A 17513-nucleotide genomic window follows, 5' to 3' on the forward strand; every position below is an offset into this window, starting at 1 on the left:
CGTACGGGCCTTACGGCTCATCCGGCACGGTCCCGGACCGTGGGGTCTGTCCGGTGGATCGTGCCAAAGGTGTGAGGGCCGGCACCGCCCTCTCAGGCTTCTCGAGCAGGGCTGCCCCAGCGGCGTTGTCACCACCCGCCCCCGCTCCGCCCAACCGGACGGATGCCGCCGGTCACCCCCGACTCGACCCGCCGGACAGGCCCTTCCCGTGTCAGTCCGGCGCCTCCGCGGAAGCGACACGAACGGGTGAAGCGGCCGGCACGCGTGTCCACTGGCGTCTCCACCGGTAACCTCACCCCCATGGCCTCACGTTCCTCCGCAGCCAAGAAGCCACCCGCGAAGAAGGCGGCTGCTTCCGCGAAGGCTCCGGCGAAGAGGGCCGCTGCCAAGAAGCCGCCCCCGAAGAAGGCTCCTGCCAGGAAGCCCGCGGTGAGGAAGCCCGCGCCCAAACCGGCTCCCAGCCCGACCGGCGGCGTCTACCGGCTCGTGCGCGCCCTGTGGCTGGGTCTGGCGCACGCGGTCGGGGCGGTTTTCCGGGGCATGGGGCAGGGCGCCAGGAACCTCGACCCCGCCCACCGCAAGGACGGTCTCGCGCTGCTCCTGCTCGGCATCGGATTCATCGTCGCCGCGGGCACCTGGGCCGATCTCGAGGGGCCCGTCGGCGACCTCGTGGAGATCCTGGTCACCGGCGCGTTCGGCCGGCTCGACCTGCTGGTGCCGATCCTGGTCGCGGCCGTCGCGATGCGCTTCATCCGGCACCCGGAGAAACCGGAGGCCAACGGCCGCATCGTGATCGGTCTGTCGGCGCTCCTCATCGGTGTGCTCGGCCAGATCCACATCGCCTGCGGCTCGCCCGCCCGCAGCGAGGGCGTGCACGCCATAAGGGACGCCGGAGGACTCATCGGCTGGGGCGCGGCCACGCCGCTGTCGTACACCATGACCGATGTGCTCGCCGTGCCCCTGCTGGTGCTGCTCACCGTCTTCGGTCTGCTGGTCGTCACGGCCACTCCGGTCAACGCCGTTCCGCAGCGACTGCGGCTGCTCGGTACCAGGCTGGGACTCGTTCACGAGCATGAGCCGGAGGAGTTCGGCGAGGACGACGAGCGCTACGACGAGCAGTGGCGCGAGGCGCTGCCCGCGAGCAGCCGGGGCCGCCGACGGGAGCCCCAGGAGTACGACCCCGACCTCGCGGAGCGGGAGGGGCTGTCCCGGCGCCGTGGCCGGCCGCGCAGGTCCGCGGTGCCTCAGCCCGACACGAACCGGCAGATGGACGCCGTGGACGTGGCCGCCGCGGCCGCCGCCTCGCTCGACGGCGCCGTCCTGCACGGGATGCCGCCCTCACCGGTCGTCGCCGACCTGACCCAGGGCGTGCGCGTGGGCGACCGCGAGCCGACCCCCCCGACGCCGGTGCCGGCCGCCCGCCCCCAGCAGGACCAGCAGGACAGCTCGCGGCAGGAGAGGCCGAGGCCGGGCGTCAGGCAGAACGCGCCGAAGCAGGGCGGACCGGCCGAGCAGGACCGGAAGCAGGCGGAGTCCGGTGTCCCGGACCTCACCAAGACCCCGTCCGCGCCCCGCGAACTCCCCTCGCGCGCGGAGCAGCTCCGGCTGTCCGGTGACATCACCTACTCCCTGCCGGCCCTCGACCTGCTCACGCGCGGTGGCCCCGGCAAGGCGCGCAGCGCCGCCAACGACGCCGTCGTCGCCTCGCTCACCACCGTCTTCACCGAGTTCAAGGTCGACGCCCGCGTCACCGGCTTCACGCGCGGGCCCACGGTCACCCGCTACGAGGTGGAACTGGGTCCGGCCGTGAAGGTCGAGCGGATCACCGCACTGACGAAGAACATCGCGTACGCCGTCGCCAGCCCCGACGTACGCATCATCAGCCCCATCCCCGGCAAGTCCGCCGTCGGCATCGAGATCCCGAACACCGACCGGGAGATGGTCAATCTCGGAGACGTGCTGCGGCTCGCGGAGTCCGCCGAGGACGACGACCCGATGCTGGTCGCCTTCGGCAAGGACGTCGAGGGCGGATACGTCATGCACTCGTTGGCGAAGATGCCGCACATACTGGTCGCCGGTGCCACCGGCTCCGGCAAGTCGTCCTGCATCAACTGCCTGATCACGTCGGTCATGATGCGGGCGACGCCGGAGGACGTCCGGATGATCCTGGTCGACCCCAAGCGCGTGGAGCTGACGGCGTACGAGGGCATCCCGCACCTGATCACGCCGATCATCACCAACCCCAAGCGGGCTGCCGAGGCCCTCCAGTGGGTCGTCCGCGAGATGGACCTCCGCTACGACGACCTGGCCGCCTACGGCTACCGGCACATCGACGACTTCAACCGCGCGGTGCGCGAGGGCAGGGCCAAGCCGCCCGAGGGCAGTGAGCGCGAACTCCAGCCGTACCCGTACCTGTTGGTCATCGTCGACGAGCTGGCCGACCTGATGATGGTCGCCCCGCGGGACGTCGAGGACGCCATCGTGCGGATCACGCAGCTCGCGCGGGCGGCCGGCATCCACCTGGTGCTCGCCACACAGCGGCCCTCGGTCGACGTCGTCACCGGTCTGATCAAGGCGAACGTGCCGTCCCGGCTCGCGTTCGCCACCTCGTCCCTCGCGGACTCCCGGGTCATCCTCGACCAGCCCGGTGCCGAGAAGCTGATCGGCAAGGGGGACGGTCTCTTCCTGCCGATGGGGGCGAACAAACCGACCCGTATGCAGGGCGCGTTCGTGACCGAGGAGGAGATCGCCGGCGTCGTCCAGCACTGCAAGGACCAGATGACGCCCGTCTTCCGGGACGACGTCGTCGTCGGGACCAAGCAGAAGAAGGAGATCGACGAGGACATCGGCGACGACCTCGACCTGCTGTGCCAGGCGGCCGAACTGGTCGTCTCCACCCAGTTCGGGTCGACGTCCATGCTCCAGCGCAAGCTGCGCGTGGGCTTCGCGAAGGCGGGCCGGCTCATGGACCTCATGGAGTCCCGGAGCATCGTCGGACCGAGCGAGGGTTCGAAGGCACGCGACGTTCTTGTGAAGGCTGACGAGCTGGATGGCGTGCTCGCCGTGATCCGGGGGGAGTCCGAGGGGTAGGCAGTCGGGACACGGCCGTCGCTCCGGTGCACCCGGATGGCCGATCGTGACCCATCCGTGAGGGATCAGCGCGCAACCGTTTCCCCCGGTCGCACGTCAAGTTGAGGGAAACGACGAAAAGCAGTGCCGCCATCGGCGTGCCGGGCCATTCCGATGGCGTACAGAGTCCTGTCGCCCGGTTGCCCCACCCTTCTGTCACCCCCCTAGACTGAACCTCCAGCACAGGTGGCTACACGCTCGAAAGGCGCCCCCGTGTCCATCGGCAACTCTCCTGAAGACGAGCGTCCGTTCGACGACGTACCCGACGTGTCCGACGACGTCTCCGAGGAAGTCCGTCCCTCCGTCGGACGTGCGCTGAAGCAGGCGCGCATCGACGCCGGCCTCACCGTCGACGACGTCACCACCGCCACCCGGGTCCGTATCGCCATCGTGCACGCCATCGAGGCGGACGACTTCGAGCCCTGTGGCGGCGACGTCTACGCTCGCGGCCACATCCGGACCCTGGCCCGGGCCGTGCACATCGACCCCGCCCCGCTGATCGCCCGGTACGACGCCGAGCACGGTGGCCGTCCGGCGCCCACCCCGGCCGCCCCTCTCTTCGAGGCGGAGCGCATCCGTCCCGAGCGGCGCGGTCCCAACTGGACCGCCGCCATGGTCGCCGCGATCGTCGTCGTCATCGGCTTCGTCGGATTCACGATGGTCAACGGCGGCGGCGACGGCGACGAGGAGAACGTCGCCGACGGTGCCGCCACCGCGAGCGCGTCCGAATCATCCACCCCCAAGTCCGAGAAGCCCGCCGCCCCCGAGCCGGACCCCTCCGACAGCGCCATCGCGGCCGCTCCGCAGGACAAGGTGGTCGTCAAGGTGAGCGCCCCCGACGGGCGCAGCTGGATCTCCGCCAAGGACCACAGCGGCCGGCTGCTCTTCGACGGACTGCTCAAGCAGGGCGACTCCAAGACCTTCGAGGACGGCACGAAGATCAACCTGGTGCTCGGTGACGCCGGTGCGATCGACCTCTTCGTCAACGGCAAGAAGATCGAGGACGACTGGCAGCCGGGCGCCGTGGAGCGTCTGACCTACACCAAGGGCGACCCGCAGGCCGGATAGCGGTCCGGTATCCGGAAGGGCGCTTCGTCGACGGGGCGGGCCGGGACCGGCCAACCCCGTCGACGTGGGGTGCCGACGGAACGAAGTAGTCTTGAGCCCATGCCTGATCGCCGCACCGTCGCACTCGTCACCCTTGGCTGCGCCCGTAACGAGGTGGACTCGGAGGAGCTCGCAGGCCGTTTGGAGGCGGACGGCTGGCAGCTCGTGGAGGATGCCGAGGACGCGGACGTCGCCGTCGTGAACACCTGCGGTTTCGTCGAAGCCGCCAAGAAGGACTCCGTCGACGCCCTCCTGGAGGCCAACGACCTCAAGGGCCACGGGAGAACGCAGGCCGTGGTGGCGGTGGGCTGCATGGCCGAGCGGTACGGCAAGGAACTCGCCGAGGCGCTTCCCGAGGCCGACGGCGTGCTCGGCTTCGACGACTACACCGACATCTCGGACCGCCTCCAGACCATTCTGAACGGCGGCATCCACGCCTCCCACACCCCGCGTGACCGGCGCAAGCTGCTGCCGATCAGCCCCGCCGAGCGGCAGGAGTCCGCCGCGTCCGTCGCGCTCCCGGGGCATGGCCCGGTGGACCTGCCCGAGGGCCTGGCCCCGGCCTCCGGACCCCGCGCGCCCCTCCGGCGCCGGCTGGAGGGCACCCCGGTCGCCTCGGTGAAGCTCGCCTCCGGCTGTGACCGGCGCTGCTCCTTCTGCGCCATCCCCTCCTTCCGCGGTTCCTTCATCTCGCGCCGTCCCAGCGACGTGCTGGGCGAGACGCGCTGGCTGGCCGAGCAGGGCGTGAAGGAGGTCATGCTGGTCTCCGAGAACAACACCTCCTACGGCAAGGACCTCGGCGACATCCGTCTCCTGGAGTCCCTGCTGCCCGAACTCGCCGGGGTCGACGGCATCGAGCGGGTCCGCGTCAGCTACCTCCAGCCCGCCGAGATGCGCCCCGGCCTGATCGACGTGCTGACCTCCACCCCCGGGGTCGTCCCGTACTTCGACCTGTCCTTCCAGCACTCCGCGCCCGACGTGCTGCGCGCGATGCGCCGCTTCGGCGACACCGACCGCTTCCTGGAGCTCCTCGACACCATCCGGAGCAAGGCGCCCGAGGCCGGCGTGCGCTCCAACTTCATCGTCGGCTTCCCCGGCGAGTCCGCGGCCGACCTCGCCGAGCTCGAACGGTTCCTGACCCACGCGCGGCTGGACGCCATCGGCGTCTTCGGCTACTCCGACGAGGAGGGGACCGAGGCGGCGACATACGAGCACAAGCTGGACCAGGACGTCGTCGACGAGCGGCTGGCCCGGGTCTCCCGGATGGCAGAGGAGCTGGTCTCGCAGCGCGCCGAGGAGCGGGTCGGCGAGACCGTGCGCGTGCTGGTGGAATCCGTCGGCGAGGAAGAGGGCGTGTACGGCCGCGCGGCGCACCAGGCCCCCGAGACCGACGGCCAGGTGCTGCTCACGAGCGGCACGGGTCTGCGTCCGGGTCGTATGGTCGAGGCGAAGGTCGTCGGCACGGAAGGTGTCGACCTGGTGGCCGAGCCGCTGTTCCAGGGTTCGCCCGCGCTGAGCGAGGAGGCGGGCAGATGACGGGTGTCCCGGCATCGGCGGCGGGAGGCTCCTCCGGCGCGAGGAGGGCGGCGGCGAGTCCGGCCGGTCGTCCGAGGCCCGGCGGGACTCCGGGCGGTGAGGCCTCCTGGGCCCGTACCCCGGCCTCCGCAAGCGCCACCGGCAGTACCGCGGACAGTGCCCCGGTCAAGGGCGGCACGTCGAACAGTGATTCCCACGACGTTCCGGGCGGCGCGGGGCACGACGGCGCCGGGCGTGACGACGACGGACACCCGGCGCGGGGCAGGAAGATCGCGGCGGCGGCCGTCGACCAGGCCAGTGTCTGGAACATCGCCAACCTGCTCACCATGCTCCGGCTGGTACTCGTCCCGGGCTTCGTCGCACTGATGCTGGCCGACGGGGGATACGACCCCGCCTGGCGCTCGTTCGCCTGGGCCGCCTTCGCCGTCGCCATGATCACCGATCTGTTCGACGGTCATCTGGCGCGCACCTACAACCTTGTGACCGACTTCGGGAAGATCGCCGACCCCATCGCCGACAAGGCGATCATGGGAGCGGCGCTGATCTGTCTCTCCGTGCTGGGCGATCTCCCCTGGTGGGTCACCGGAATCATCCTCGGCCGGGAACTCGGCATCACGCTCCTGCGTTTTCTGGTCATTCGCTACGGCGTGATCCCGGCGAGCCGTGGCGGCAAGCTGAAGACCCTCACCCAGGGCGTGGCCGTCGGCATGTACGTGCTGGCGCTGACGGGATGGCTGGCGACCCTGCGGTTCTGGGTGATGGCCGCGGCCGTCGTGCTCACGGTCGCGACCGGTCTCGACTACGTGAGACAGGCCATTGTGCTGCGTCGGCAGGGAATCATGGAGCGGAAGGCCGCGTTGGAGGAGACGCGGTCGTGAGGTCTCCGGCCACCGAAGTGGTGCGACTACTCACGGTGAAGGGCATGACGCTTGCTGTCGCGGAATCCCTGACCGGCGGCCTGGTGGCGGCGGAGATCACCTCCGTCCCCGGGGCGTCCAGGGCCTTCCGGGGCTCGGTCACGGCCTACGCCACCGAACTCAAGCGGGAACTGCTCGGCGTCGACGCCACCCTGCTGGCGCGGAGCGGAGCGGTGGATCCGCAGGTGGCGGCGGAGATGGCGGCCGGTGTCCGCAAGGCGCTGGGTGCCGACTGGGGAATCGCGACCACGGGTGTCGCCGGCCCTGAGCCCCAGGACGGGCAGCCCGTCGGGACCGTCTACGTGGCCGTGGACGGGCCGTCGGAGCCGGCTTCGGGTTCTGCCGGTGGCGGAAAAGTGGAGCGCCTGCGGTTGAACGGCGGCCGGGCGGAAATTCGTATGGAGAGTGTACGGAGCGTACTCGCACTGCTTCTTGAGGAGCTTGCGGGCGAACAGACCGGGGATGAGCGGACACAGGATACGGAACGGAACGGGGGGTATTGATGTTTACAGCCCAGAGTGAACACGACATCGCTCCCCGCACGGCCGCGGCGCAAGGCGGTACGGTGGGGCGAGAAGGATCCCGATACACGGCCCGAGGAGGGAGCCACCGATGATTCTGCTCCGTCGCCTGCTGGGTGACGTGCTGCGTCGGCAGCGCCAGCGCCAGGGCCGTACTCTGCGCGAAGTCTCCTCGTCCGCCCGAGTCTCACTCGGCTATCTCTCCGAGGTGGAGCGGGGGCAGAAGGAGGCTTCCTCCGAGCTGCTCTCCGCGATCTGCGACGCGCTGGACGTACGGATGTCCGAGCTCATGCGGGAAGTGAGCGACGAACTCGCCCTCGCCGAGCTGGCCCGGTCGGCTGCAGCGACCCCCAGCGAACCCGTACCCACGCCGGTTCGCCCGATGCTGGGTTCCGTCTCGGTGGCCGGTGTGCCACCGGAACGGGTGACCATCAAGGCGCCCGCCGAAGCGGTGGACGTCGTCGCCGCCTGACGCGGTGTGACAGTGTGACAGGCCCCGGTCGGGGCTCTTCCGGGAGATCCGGAGGGGCGTCGCCGGGGTTTTCGCTTGCCCGCGCTCCGGGGGCAAGCTTCTTCCGCTCTCCGCGCGTGTGTGCGTTTGCCGGTCCGAGGCGTGACCGCCATGGTTGAGGGAACGAGGGACCATGCGGGGGATCAGCCACGGAGGTGCGGATGTACGTCGTGAAGAGCCCATTGTCCGACGAGGACCTGAAGACCGTTTCCGAGGCGCTCCAGGGAGCCCTTGTCGACCTGGTGGACCTCAGCCTGGTGTCGAAGCAGATTCACTGGAACGTGGTCGGGCAGCGCTTCCGTTCCGTGCACCTGCAGCTCGACGAGGTGGTGACCCTCGCGCGGACGCACGCCGACACCGTGGCGGAGCGCGCCGCGGCGCTGGGCGTCTCACCCGACGGGCGCGCCGCGACGGTGGCCGTCGGCAGCGGCATCGGGGTGACACCCGAGGGCTGGGTCGACGACACGGCCGCGGTGGGTGCCCTGGTGGACGCGCTGGGCGCGGTGATCGCGCGGATGCGTGAACGGGTCGGCGCGACCGGCGAGGCGGACCCGGTGAGCCAGGACGTCCTCATCGCGGTGACGGCGGATCTCGAGAAGCAGCACTGGATGTTCCAGGCCGAGAACGGGTGACGTGGCCCCGGGCGCTGCCCTGAGCGGCAGTGGGCCGGGCCGGGCCGGGCGGGAGCGCGGCACGCGAGGCTTGCGGAACGCGCGGAGTCCGAGGGACGCGTGGGAGCGCCGGTGCGGCGACCGACGAGGGGCGTGATGCGTCCGTGTGCCGTCGGTGCGCCCTGGTCGCCCGGATGAACCGCCTCATAGCCTCCGGCCGGAGGTGGAGGCGATGAGGGCGCGAGCGGTTCGCTGGGGTGCTCGAGGCGCTGTGCTGGGGCTCGGGGCCCTGTGGTGGTGGGCCGTGACGAGGCTGCTGCTCGTGCCCGACGCCGGAGTGCCGACGGCGGCACTCGCGGCCGGTGGCTGGGGACTGAGTCTGCTTCCGGTGCACTGCATGCCGAAGGGCCGGGCAGAAGGCGCCCTTGCGGACGGGCGCTGGCGGCGGGTCTGGACCCGGAGAGCGGGAGACGACACCTCGGCCGCGGGCATCGCGGCCGGAGACGGCTCGCCGCCCGCCCCCTCGCCGGGAACCACTTCGTCCGGGGATGTCACCAAGACAGCGCCACACCTCCCTTCGGGCGGAGAATCCGGCCCGTGGTGAAGGCCGATGCGTCGGGGCCGATGCCGCCGCGCCGGTGGCACCGGGGAGGAAGGGGTGCGGGCGGTGAGGTGGTTGTACGGCGCCGATGCCAGGGGGGAACGCACGAGGGAACCTGATGGGGCGTCGGTTGCCGGGTCGAGTCGCCGGTTCAGGAGCCGCGGGCCGGACCCTGCTGGCAGACGGGGCACCAGTAGGTGGGGCGGTCGCGGGAGCCGTCGCCCTGGTCGGCCCGGCGGATGAGGGTGCGACAGCGCAGGCAGGGGCGGGCCACGCGGCCGTAGACGAACAGGTTCTGGTCGCGGCGGCCCGTGGTACTGCGGACAGGGCGGTCGCGGTTGTGCTCCAGCAGCTTCCTGGCGAGTTTGGGCAGCTGCGCGGTGCGTTCGGCGGGCAGGTCGCCGAGGGGGAGCCAGGGCGTGACGCCGAGCAGGAAGCAGAGCTCGCTCTTGTACACGTTGCCGATACCGGCGAGGTTGCGCTGGTCGAGGAGGGCCTCGCCGAGCGGGCGGGCCGGGTCGCGGAGCAGGTTGGCCAGTGCCAGGGCGGAGTCCCAGTCCGGGCCGAGGAGGTCGGGGCCGAGGTGGCCGACCACGCGCTCCTCGTCCGTGGTGCGCAGGAGTTCGAGGACGGGCAGGCGGTAGCCGACGGCGGTGCGGTCGGCGTTGCCCAGGATCGCGCGGATCTGATGGGTGGGGCCGCCGCTCCAGCGCCGCCCGTTCGCGTAGACCTGCCAGGAGCCGTCCATCCGCAGGTGCGAGTGCAGGGTCAGACCGCCCTCGACGCGGGTGAGGAGGTGCTTGCCTCGCGGTGTGACGTCCAGGACGGTGCGGCCGGTGAGGTCGGCCGTGGCGAACCGGGGCACCCGGAGGTCGCTGCGGGTCAGTACCGTGCCCGCGAGGGCGCTGTGCAGCCGCTTCGCGGCCTGCAGGACGGTATCTCCTTCGGGCATGGGTCAAGGGTGGCACGTCGTCCTGCGGTGGCCGGGGAGCGCGTGGCCGGGTGGGCCGCAGGGGCTGTCCGGCCGGGGTGGGCCGGGTTCGGCCTCCTCCGCGAGGAGGAGACCGGCTCGAGGAAGACCCCTCCCGGTCCGGGCACGGGCCCCTCCCGCTCGAGTGGACCCGAGCGCGGGGAGTGCGTGCCCCACTCCGTTCGCCCGGAATGATCCGCCGGACAGACCGAGCAGACCGGAGTGGGGCCGTGGGCGGCCGGCAGGACCGGGTCAGGCGCGAAGGCGCAGACCTCTGGGGGTGGCGACGAAGCCCGCGGCCTCCAGGAGCGCCCCGAGCGGGGAGGTCAGGGCCGGGTCGCCGTTGACCCGCTCCACGGTGACCGTGCCCAGGGAGCCTGCGCGGGCGGCTCCGGCCAGGGCCTCCGCCGCGGCAGGGAGACGGGGGTCGTCGGCGGGTTCGCCGTCAGGGTCGGCGGGCCAGGCGAGCACCGTCTTGCCGCCGCGCTCCACGTAGAGCGTCAGCTCACCGTCCACGAGGACCACCAGCGAGCCCGCCTTGCGCCCCGGCTTGTGTCCGGCGCCCGTCGGGGGCTCGGGCCAGCCCAGGGCGGCGCCGTACGCGTTCGCCGGGTCGGCGGCGGCCAGGACCACGGCCCGCAGGGCGCGTCCAGGGCCGGTGCGCCGGCCCGCGAACGGGTCGTACGACGGGCGGCGTGCCCCTTGCTGCCAGGACCCGGGAGCCTGCGCGGCGAGGTCGCGCGGGGAGACGTAGTCGCCCGGCGACGACCGCGGGTACGGCGCCCGGTCGCCGCCGTCCGGGAGGTGCGGGGGGCCGTCGTGGCCGGGGACGGACCCGAAAGAGCCGTCGGCGGAATCGACGGGCGGAGCGAAACCGTGGAGAGCGAGGGGATCGGTGCCACCACCGAGGGCGGCGCCCTCGAACGGGTCGTCCGGGCCGGGCCCGGGCAGGGTGTCGCCCCGCTCGCGGGCATTGGCCGCCGCGCGGAGGCGGTCCACGGCGCCGTCCATGGCGAACTGGGCGGCCCCCAGCCCTTCCACCACATAGCCGCGACGGGCCTGCCCGGTCTCCTCGAAGGCCGACAGCACGCGGTAGACCGCGGAGAAACCGCCTTCGACGCCCTCCGCGGCGACCGCGCCCCGGGTGACCACGCCGTGACGGTCGAGCAGGGTGCGGGCCAGCGCGTGGGCGCGGACCGTGGGATCGGTCTCCCGGTCCGGCAGCAGCGACCAGCGACCGGCCACCGTCGGAGGGCCGGTACGGGAGGCACCGCGGGCGGCTGCCGCGAGCGAGCCGTACCGCCCGCGCGGGGCCGGGCGCTTCGCGCGGTGGGCGGTGGAGCCCGCGGTGCGGCCCGAGCCCAGCAGCGAGCGCATGGGGGCGAGCGTGTCGTTGGTCAGCCGGCCGGACCAGGCCAGGTCCCAGACGGCGTCGGCCAGCTGGGGATCGGTGGCCTCCGGGTGGGTGGTGGCGCGGACCTGGTCGGCGATCTGGCGGAAGAACAGCCCGTAGCCGCCGGAGAGGGCCTCGAGGACCGACTGGTGCAGGGCGGTCGTCTCCAGGGGGTGCGGTGGCGGCAGCAGCAGGGAGGCCGCGTCCGCGAGGTGGAGGGAGACCCAGCCGTCCTTGCCCGGGAGGGAACCGGCACCCGCCCACATCACCTCGCCGGTGGCCGTGAGCTCGTCCAGCATCGCCGGGGCGTAGTGCGTCACCCGGGAGGGCAGGACCAGCTTCTCCAGGGCGGACGCGGGCACGGCCGCACCCTGCAACTGCTCGATCGCCCGCACCAGACCGTCGACGCCGCGCAGCGTGTGCCCCTTGCCGATGTGCTGCCACTGGGGGAGGAACTGGGCGAGCGCGGCCGGCGGCACCGGTTCCAGCTCGTGCCGCAGGGCCGCCAGGGAACGGCGGCGCAGCCGGCGCAGCACGGCCGCGTCGCACCACTCCTGGCCGATCCCGGCCGGGTGGAACTCGCCCTGGACGATCCTGCCCGCCGCAGAGAGCCGCTGCAGGGCGCCCTCGGTGACCGCCACGCCCAGTCCGAAGCGGGCCGCGGCCGTGGCCGACGTGAACGGGCCGTGGGTGCGCGCATACCGCGCGAGCAGGTCGCCGAGCGGGTCCTTGACCGGTTCGGTGAACGCTTCCGGCACGCCGACCGGCAGCGCCGTGCCCAGCGCGTCGCGCAGCCGCCCGGCGTCCTCGACCGCCGCCCAGTGCTCGGTTCCGGCGACGCGGACCCGGATCGCGCGGCGTGCCGAGGCCAGGTCCACCGCCCACCGCGACTCGGCGCCCCGCTCCGCCAGCTCGGCCCCGGTGAGCGGGCCGAGCACGCGCAGCAGATCGGCCACGCCCTCCGCGTCCTTGACCCGCCGGTCCTCGGTGAGCCACTGCAGCTCACGCTCCAGCTCGGTCAGCACCTCGGCGTCGAGCAGCTCGCGCAGCTCCGCCCGGCCGAGCAGTTCGGCCAGCAGCCGCGAGTCCAGCGACAGGGCCGCCGCGCGGCGCTCGGCGAGCGGGGAGTCGCCCTCGTACAGGAACTGGGCGACGTACCCGAACAGCAGCGAGCGGGCGAAAGGAGACGGCTCGGGGGTGGTGACCTCGACGACCCGCACCTTGCGGGACTCCAGGTCGCCCATCAGCTCGACGAGCCCGGGGACGTCGAAGACGTCCTGGAGACATTCGCGGACCGCCTCCAGGACGATCGGGAACGAGCCGAACTCGCCCGCCACCTGGAGCAGCTGGGACGCGCGCTGACGCTGCTGCCACAGCGGGGTGCGCTTGCCGGGGGTGCGGCGTGGCAGTAGCAGCGCGCGGGCGGCGCACTCGCGGAAGCGGGATGCGAACAGCGCCGAGCCGCCCACCTGGTCGGTGACGACCTGGTCGACCTCCCCCTTGTCGAAGAGGACGTCCGCCGCTCCCAGGGGCGCCTGGTCCGTGTCGTACTCGGTGCCCGCGCGCACCGGTTCCTGGTCGAGCAGGTCCAGGCCCATCAGGTCGGCGTCCGGCAGGCGCAGCACGATGCCGTCGTCGGCGTGCATCACCTGGGCGTCCATGCCGTACCGCTCGGAGAGACGCGCACCGAGCGCGAGCGCCCACGGGGCGTGCACCTGGGCGCCGAACGGGGAGTGCACGACGACCCGCCAGTCGCCGAGATCGTCGCGGAAGCGCTCCACGACGATCGTGCGGTCGTCCGGGACGTGGCCGCAGGCCTGGCGCTGTTCGTCGAGGTAGGACAGCACATTGTCCGCGGCCCAGGCGTCGAGCCCGGCGGCGAGGAGCCGGGGACGCGCCTCCTTCGGGGACAGCGAGCCGACCTCGCGCAGGAAGGCGCCCACCGCGCGGCCCAGTTCCAGCGGGCGGCCCAGCTGGTCCCCCTTCCAGAACGGGAGCCGGCCCGCCGCGCCCGGAGCCGGGGAAACCAGCACCCGGTCGCGTGTGATGTCCTCGATGCGCCAGGAACTGGTGCCGAGGGTGAACACATCGCCGACGCGGGACTCGTAGACCATCTCCTCGTCGAGCTCGCCGACCCGTCCGCCGCCCTTCTTGGGGTCGGAGCCCGCGAGGAACACTCCGAACAGTCCCCGGTCGGGGATGGTGCCCCCGGAGGTGACGGCGAGCCGTTGTGCCCCCGGGCGGCCGGTGACCTCGCCCGTGACCCGGTCCCACACCACGCGCGGGCGCAGCTCCGCGAACGCGTCGGAGGGATAGCGTCCGGCGAGCATGTCCAGTACGGCCGTGAAGGCCGACTCGGGCAGTGAGGCGAAGGGCGCGGCCCGGCGGACCATCGCAAGCAGGTCGTCGAACTGCCAGGTGTCCATGGCCGTCATGGCGACGATCTGCTGGGCCAGGACGTCCAGCGGGTTCGTGGGAACGCGCAGCGACTCGATGGAGCCCGTCCGCATCCGCTCGGTGACCACGGCGGCCTGCACGAGGTCGCCCCGGTACTTCGGGAACACCACACCCGTGGAGACCGCTCCCACCTGATGCCCCGCGCGGCCGACCCGCTGGAGCCCCGAGGCCACGGAGGGCGGCGACTCCACCTGGATCACCAGGTCGACCGCGCCCATGTCGATACCCAGCTCGAGGCTGGAGGTGGCCACCACCGCGGGCAGCCGGCCCGCCTTGAGGTCCTCCTCGACCTGGGCGCGCTGCTCCTTGGACACCGAGCCGTGGTGCGCGCGGGCGATGACGGCGGGTGCGCCCCGGGCGGCTCCGGAGCCGCCCATCAGCTCGGCGGGGGAGTGGTGCTCGTCCAGGGGCTCGCCGGTGGCCCGCTCGTGGGCGATCTCGTTGAGCCGGTTGCACAGGCGCTCCGCGAGGCGGCGGGAGTTCGCGAACACGATCGTCGAACGGTGGGACTGGACCAGGTCGGCGATCCGCTCCTCGACGTGCGGCCAGATCGAAGGGCGCTCCGCGCCCCCCGCCCCGTCCGAGCCGTCCGCGACCGGAGAGCCGCCCAGCTCCCCCAGGTCCTCGACCGGGACCACGACGGACAGGTCGAACTCCTTGCCCGAATCCGGCTGGACGATCTCCACCTTGCCGCGCGGGGACAGGAAACGGGCGATCTCGTCGACCGGACGGACCGTCGCCGACAGGCCGATACGGCGGGCCGGCCGGGGCAGCAGTTCGTCCAGCCGCTCCAGGGACAGCCCCAGATGTGCCCCGCGCTTGGTACCGGCGACCGCGTGCACCTCGTCCAGGATCACCGTCTCGATGCCCGTCAGCGCGTCGCGCGCGGCCGACGTCAGCATCAGGAACAGGGACTCGGGGGTGGTGATCAGGATGTCCGGCGGGCGGGTGGCCAGGGCCCGGCGCTCGGCGGGCGGGGTGTCGCCGGAGCGGATCCCGACCTTCACCTCGGGCTCGGGCAGCCCCAGGCGCACGGACTCCTGGCGGATGCCGGTCAGCGGGCTGCGCAGATTGCGCTCGACATCGACGGCCAGGGCCTTGAGCGGGGAGACGTACAGGACGCGGCAGCGCTTGTGGTGGTCCGCGGGTGGAGGCGCGGCGGCCAGCTGGTCCAGGGCCGCGAGGAAGGCGGCCAGCGTCTTGCCGGAGCCGGTGGGGGCGACCACCAGCACGTCCGAACCCTCCCGGAGGGCACGCCACGCGCCCGCCTGGGCCGCGGTGGGCGCGGAGAACGCCCCCGTGAACCAGCCGCGGGTCGCGGCGGAGAAGCCGTCCAGAGCCGGGTGCGGAGTACTGACCATGCGTCCATCCTGCACCCGGGCACTGACAACGGGGCTGAGCCGGGCGGACGCCCGGCCCCGGCGTGCGTGGCCCCGGGATCCGGCAGGGAGCGCTGTCCGGAGCGCGCGACAATGGCCGCATGGCGGAGACGGGCACGGAGCGCGCGCGGCACTGGCGGTACGCCGAGCTGCCCGGCGTCGACCTGCTCCGGGCCCGCTACGTCCGCAAGACGTTCGTGCGGCACACCCACGAGAACTTCGTCATCGCCGCCATCGCCGACGGGGTGGAGATCTTCCGCCACGGCGGGGCCGACCAGTACGCCGGCGCCGGAACGCTCGCGCTGGTGAACCCGGACACCCCGCACACCGGACGGGCGGGGGTGCCCGAGGGATGGCGGTACGGCGCGCTCTACCCGCCGCCCGAGGCGGTCGCGGCCATCGCCGCCGAGACCACCACCCTGCGCGGCACCCCGGGGTTCGTGGCACCGGTGCTCGACGACCCGTACGCCGTCCGCCTGGTGCACCAGGTGCTGCGGGCCACCGACGAGGGCAACGCGCTCGCCGCCGACACCCTGCTGAGGGTGGCCGTGACCCGGCTGCTCCGGCTGAACGGCGGCCCGCTGCCCCGGCGCCGGGTGCGCACGGCCGGTGCCCGGACCGCCGCACGCGCGCGCGTGCGGCTCGAGGAACGGATGGCCGCGCCGCCGACGCTGGAGCAACTCGCCGACGAGCTCGGCACCAGCCCGTTCGCACTGCTGCGGGCCTTCCGCGACACCTATGGGATGCCGCCGCACGCCTGGCTCACCGACGCACGGGTACGGCGGGCGCGCCGGCTCCTCGACGCGGGCACGCCGCCGTCGGAGGCCGCCGTCGCCGTCGGGTTCACCGACCAGCCGCACCTGAACCGGCACTTCGGCCGGATCGTCGGGGTTCCGCCGGGCGCCTACCAGCGCGAGCGCAAGAACGTACAAGACGCGGGGAGCGCGCTCCACGTACCGTCCGGAGCGTGGCAGCAGAACAACGGACAGCACTCGCGGAGGCACGCGACGGGGGCACCCCGGGAGGGAAACCGGACGGCGCCGTCGTCCGGGACGCCCTGGGGGTCGGGATCGCCGTCGGACTCTCCGGATTCGCCTTCGGGGTGACCTCGGCCGGCAGCGGACTCACGCTGCTGCAGACCTGTGCGCTCAGCCTGCTGGTGTTCACCGGCGCATCCCAGTTCGCCCTGGTGGGGGCGCTGGCGGCCGGGGGAAGTCCGTTCACGGCCGCCGCCGGAGCGTTCTTCCTGGGCGTGCGGAACGCCTTCTACGGATTGCGCCTGTCCCAGCTGCTGGCACTCCCGCGCGCGGCGCGGCCGTTCGCGGCCCAGTGGGTCATCGACGAGACGGCCGCGGTCTCCCTCGCCCAGCCCACCCGGCGCAGCGCCCGGATCGGCTTCCTGGTCACCGGGCTCAGCCTGTACGTCCTGTGGAACCTCACCACCCTGCTCGGCGCGCTGGGCGCCGAGGCCATCGGGGACACCGACGCCTGGGGCCTGGACGCGGCCGGCCCCGCGGTCTTCCTGGCCCTGCTCGCGCCGATGCTGCGGAGCGGCACCGAGCGGCTGGTCGCCGGGCTCGCCGTCCTGCTGGGACTCGGCCTGCTGCCGGTCCTGCCCGCCGGTGTGCCGGTCCTGGCGGCCGCGCTCGCGGCGCCGGCCGTCCTGTGGGCACAGGGCCGCCGCAGCGGCACACCGCGCGGTGACGCACCGGAGCAGGGTGGCGCGCCGGCGCGCGGTGACGTACCGGAGGAGGACCGTTGAACATCTGGATCGCGATCGGCGTGACCGCCCTCGGCTGCTACGCCGTCAAGCTGGCCGGACTCCTGGTGCCCGCCGGCGCCCTCGAACGGCCGCTCGTCCGGCGCCTCGCCGCGCTGCTGCCCGTCGCCCTGCTCGCCGCCCTGACCGCCCAGCAGACCTTCGCCGACGGCCGGACGCCCGTGCTGGATGCGCGGGCGGTGGGGCTCGCGGCCGCCGCCGTCGCGCTGGTGCTGCGCGCTCCGTTCCTGGTCGTCGTCGGGGCGGCCGTGGCGGTGACGGCGGGGGTCCGGGCCCTCGGCGGGTGAGACGGCACCGGATGGCCGGGCGGTGCCGGGCCGGCGGACGGTCGCGCGGCCGTACGCGGTGAGCGCGCAGCGCGTCGACGGCCGTCACCGGGCGGGCCCGAGGGCGGGATACTGGGGGCATGCGGTTGACGGTCTTCTGGGAGCGGATGGCGGAGCACTTCGGTACGGGCTCCGCCGACACCTTCGCGAGCGATCACGTCATGTCGGAACTCGGCGGGCGCACCGTGCACGAGGCGCTGGGGGCCGGCTGGGCAGCCAAGGACGTCTGGCAGGTGGTCTGCGCGGTGATGGAGGTCCCCCGGGAAAAGCGCTGA

12 protein-coding genes and 1 pseudogene are annotated in these 17513 nt (G+C 73.0%); 11 read left to right on the top strand and 2 right to left on the bottom strand.

Translation table 11 applies throughout. The features are described 5' to 3' along the window. Positions 1 to 300: 300 nt before the first annotated feature. The 7 genes from ACWZEH_RS25600 (at position 301) to ACWZEH_RS25630 (ending at position 8353) form a co-directional block, all read left to right on the top strand. A complete protein-coding gene (locus ACWZEH_RS25600; RefSeq protein ID WP_456193440.1) occupies positions 301 to 3090 on the top strand; it encodes a DNA translocase FtsK in 2790 nt (929 codons plus the stop codon). Positions 3091 to 3342: 252 nt separating this feature from the next. Further along, the gene (locus ACWZEH_RS25605; protein WP_456193441.1) at positions 3343 to 4197 is read left to right on the top strand and encodes a helix-turn-helix domain-containing protein; all 855 of its coding nucleotides are present in this window, start codon (positions 3343 to 3345) and stop codon (positions 4195 to 4197) included. 99 nt (positions 4198 to 4296) lie between these two features. Next, on the top strand, positions 4297 to 5772 hold the full coding sequence (rimO, locus tag ACWZEH_RS25610; protein WP_456193442.1) for a 30S ribosomal protein S12 methylthiotransferase RimO: 1476 nt from the start codon (positions 4297 to 4299) through the stop codon (positions 5770 to 5772). After that, positions 5769 to 6650: a CDP-diacylglycerol--glycerol-3-phosphate 3-phosphatidyltransferase gene (gene pgsA / locus ACWZEH_RS25615; RefSeq protein ID WP_456193443.1), complete on the top strand. Its 882-nt coding sequence runs from the start codon at positions 5769 to 5771 to the stop codon at positions 6648 to 6650. The genes rimO and pgsA overlap by 4 nt, the downstream gene beginning before the upstream one ends. Next, positions 6647 to 7192 carry a CinA family protein gene (locus tag ACWZEH_RS25620; protein ID WP_456193444.1) on the top strand — a complete coding sequence of 182 codons (546 nt, stop codon included), beginning with the start codon at positions 6647 to 6649 and terminating at the stop codon, positions 7190 to 7192. The genes pgsA and ACWZEH_RS25620 overlap by 4 nt, the downstream gene beginning before the upstream one ends. A gap of 109 nt (positions 7193 to 7301) precedes the next feature. Beyond that, positions 7302 to 7682, top strand: a complete 381-nt coding sequence (locus tag ACWZEH_RS25625; protein WP_042173101.1) for a helix-turn-helix domain-containing protein — start codon at positions 7302 to 7304, stop codon at positions 7680 to 7682. A 200-nt stretch (positions 7683 to 7882) separates the two neighbouring features. Further along, positions 7883 to 8353: a Dps family protein gene (locus tag ACWZEH_RS25630; RefSeq protein WP_456193445.1), complete on the top strand. Its 471-nt coding sequence runs from the start codon at positions 7883 to 7885 to the stop codon at positions 8351 to 8353. A 731-nt stretch (positions 8354 to 9084) separates the two neighbouring features. On the opposite strand, the gene ACWZEH_RS25635 is transcribed toward ACWZEH_RS25630, so the two are convergent. Continuing rightward, positions 9085 to 9885, bottom strand: coding sequence for an Fpg/Nei family DNA glycosylase (locus tag ACWZEH_RS25635; protein WP_456193446.1), 801 nt, complete (start codon positions 9883 to 9885; stop codon positions 9085 to 9087). A 270-nt stretch (positions 9886 to 10155) separates the two neighbouring features. Then, positions 10156 to 15114, bottom strand: coding sequence for an ATP-dependent helicase (locus ACWZEH_RS25640; RefSeq protein ID WP_456193447.1), 4959 nt, complete (start codon positions 15112 to 15114; stop codon positions 10156 to 10158). A gap of 119 nt (positions 15115 to 15233) precedes the next feature. On the opposite strand from ACWZEH_RS25640, the pseudogene ACWZEH_RS25645 reads away from it, so the two are divergent. The 4 genes and pseudogenes from ACWZEH_RS25645 to ACWZEH_RS25660 form a co-directional block, all read left to right on the top strand. After that, positions 15234 to 15986 (top strand): annotated as a pseudogene (locus tag ACWZEH_RS25645) (AraC family transcriptional regulator); the annotation flags it as partial. A 113-nt stretch (positions 15987 to 16099) separates the two neighbouring features. After that, the gene (locus ACWZEH_RS25650) at positions 16100 to 16894 is read left to right on the top strand and encodes an AzlC family ABC transporter permease (protein WP_456193448.1); all 795 of its coding nucleotides are present in this window, start codon (positions 16100 to 16102) and stop codon (positions 16892 to 16894) included. Then, complete coding sequence (locus ACWZEH_RS25655; RefSeq protein WP_456193449.1) at positions 16891 to 17199, top strand: AzlD domain-containing protein; 309 nt, start codon at positions 16891 to 16893, stop codon at positions 17197 to 17199. Before ACWZEH_RS25650 ends, ACWZEH_RS25655 begins: the two co-directional genes overlap by 4 nt. Positions 17200 to 17318: 119 nt before the next feature. Further along, the gene (locus tag ACWZEH_RS25660) at positions 17319 to 17513 is read left to right on the top strand and encodes a DUF3046 domain-containing protein (protein ID WP_456193450.1); all 195 of its coding nucleotides are present in this window, start codon (positions 17319 to 17321) and stop codon (positions 17511 to 17513) included.

The organism is Streptomyces yamdrokensis (assembly GCF_053890455.1).

Bases quoted from the DNA above. Each gene is read 5' to 3' on its own strand.
- ACWZEH_RS25600 (WP_456193440.1), top strand. From the start codon at position 301: ATGGCCTCACGTTCCTCCGCAGCCAAGAAGCCACCCGCGAAGAAGGCG.
- rimO (WP_456193442.1), top strand. From the start codon at position 4,297: ATGCCTGATCGCCGCACCGTCGCACTCGTCACCCTTGGCTGCGCCCGT.
- pgsA (WP_456193443.1), top strand. From the start codon at position 5,769: ATGACGGGTGTCCCGGCATCGGCGGCGGGAGGCTCCTCCGGCGCGAGG.
- ACWZEH_RS25625 (WP_042173101.1), top strand. From the start codon at position 7,302: ATGATTCTGCTCCGTCGCCTGCTGGGTGACGTGCTGCGTCGGCAGCGC.
- ACWZEH_RS25630 (WP_456193445.1), top strand. From the start codon at position 7,883: ATGTACGTCGTGAAGAGCCCATTGTCCGACGAGGACCTGAAGACCGTT.
- ACWZEH_RS25635 (WP_456193446.1), bottom strand. From the start codon at position 9,885: ATGCCCGAAGGAGATACCGTCCTGCAGGCCGCGAAGCGGCTGCACAGC.
- ACWZEH_RS25640 (WP_456193447.1), bottom strand. From the start codon at position 15,114: ATGGTCAGTACTCCGCACCCGGCTCTGGACGGCTTCTCCGCCGCGACC.
- ACWZEH_RS25660 (WP_456193450.1), top strand. From the start codon at position 17,319: ATGCGGTTGACGGTCTTCTGGGAGCGGATGGCGGAGCACTTCGGTACG.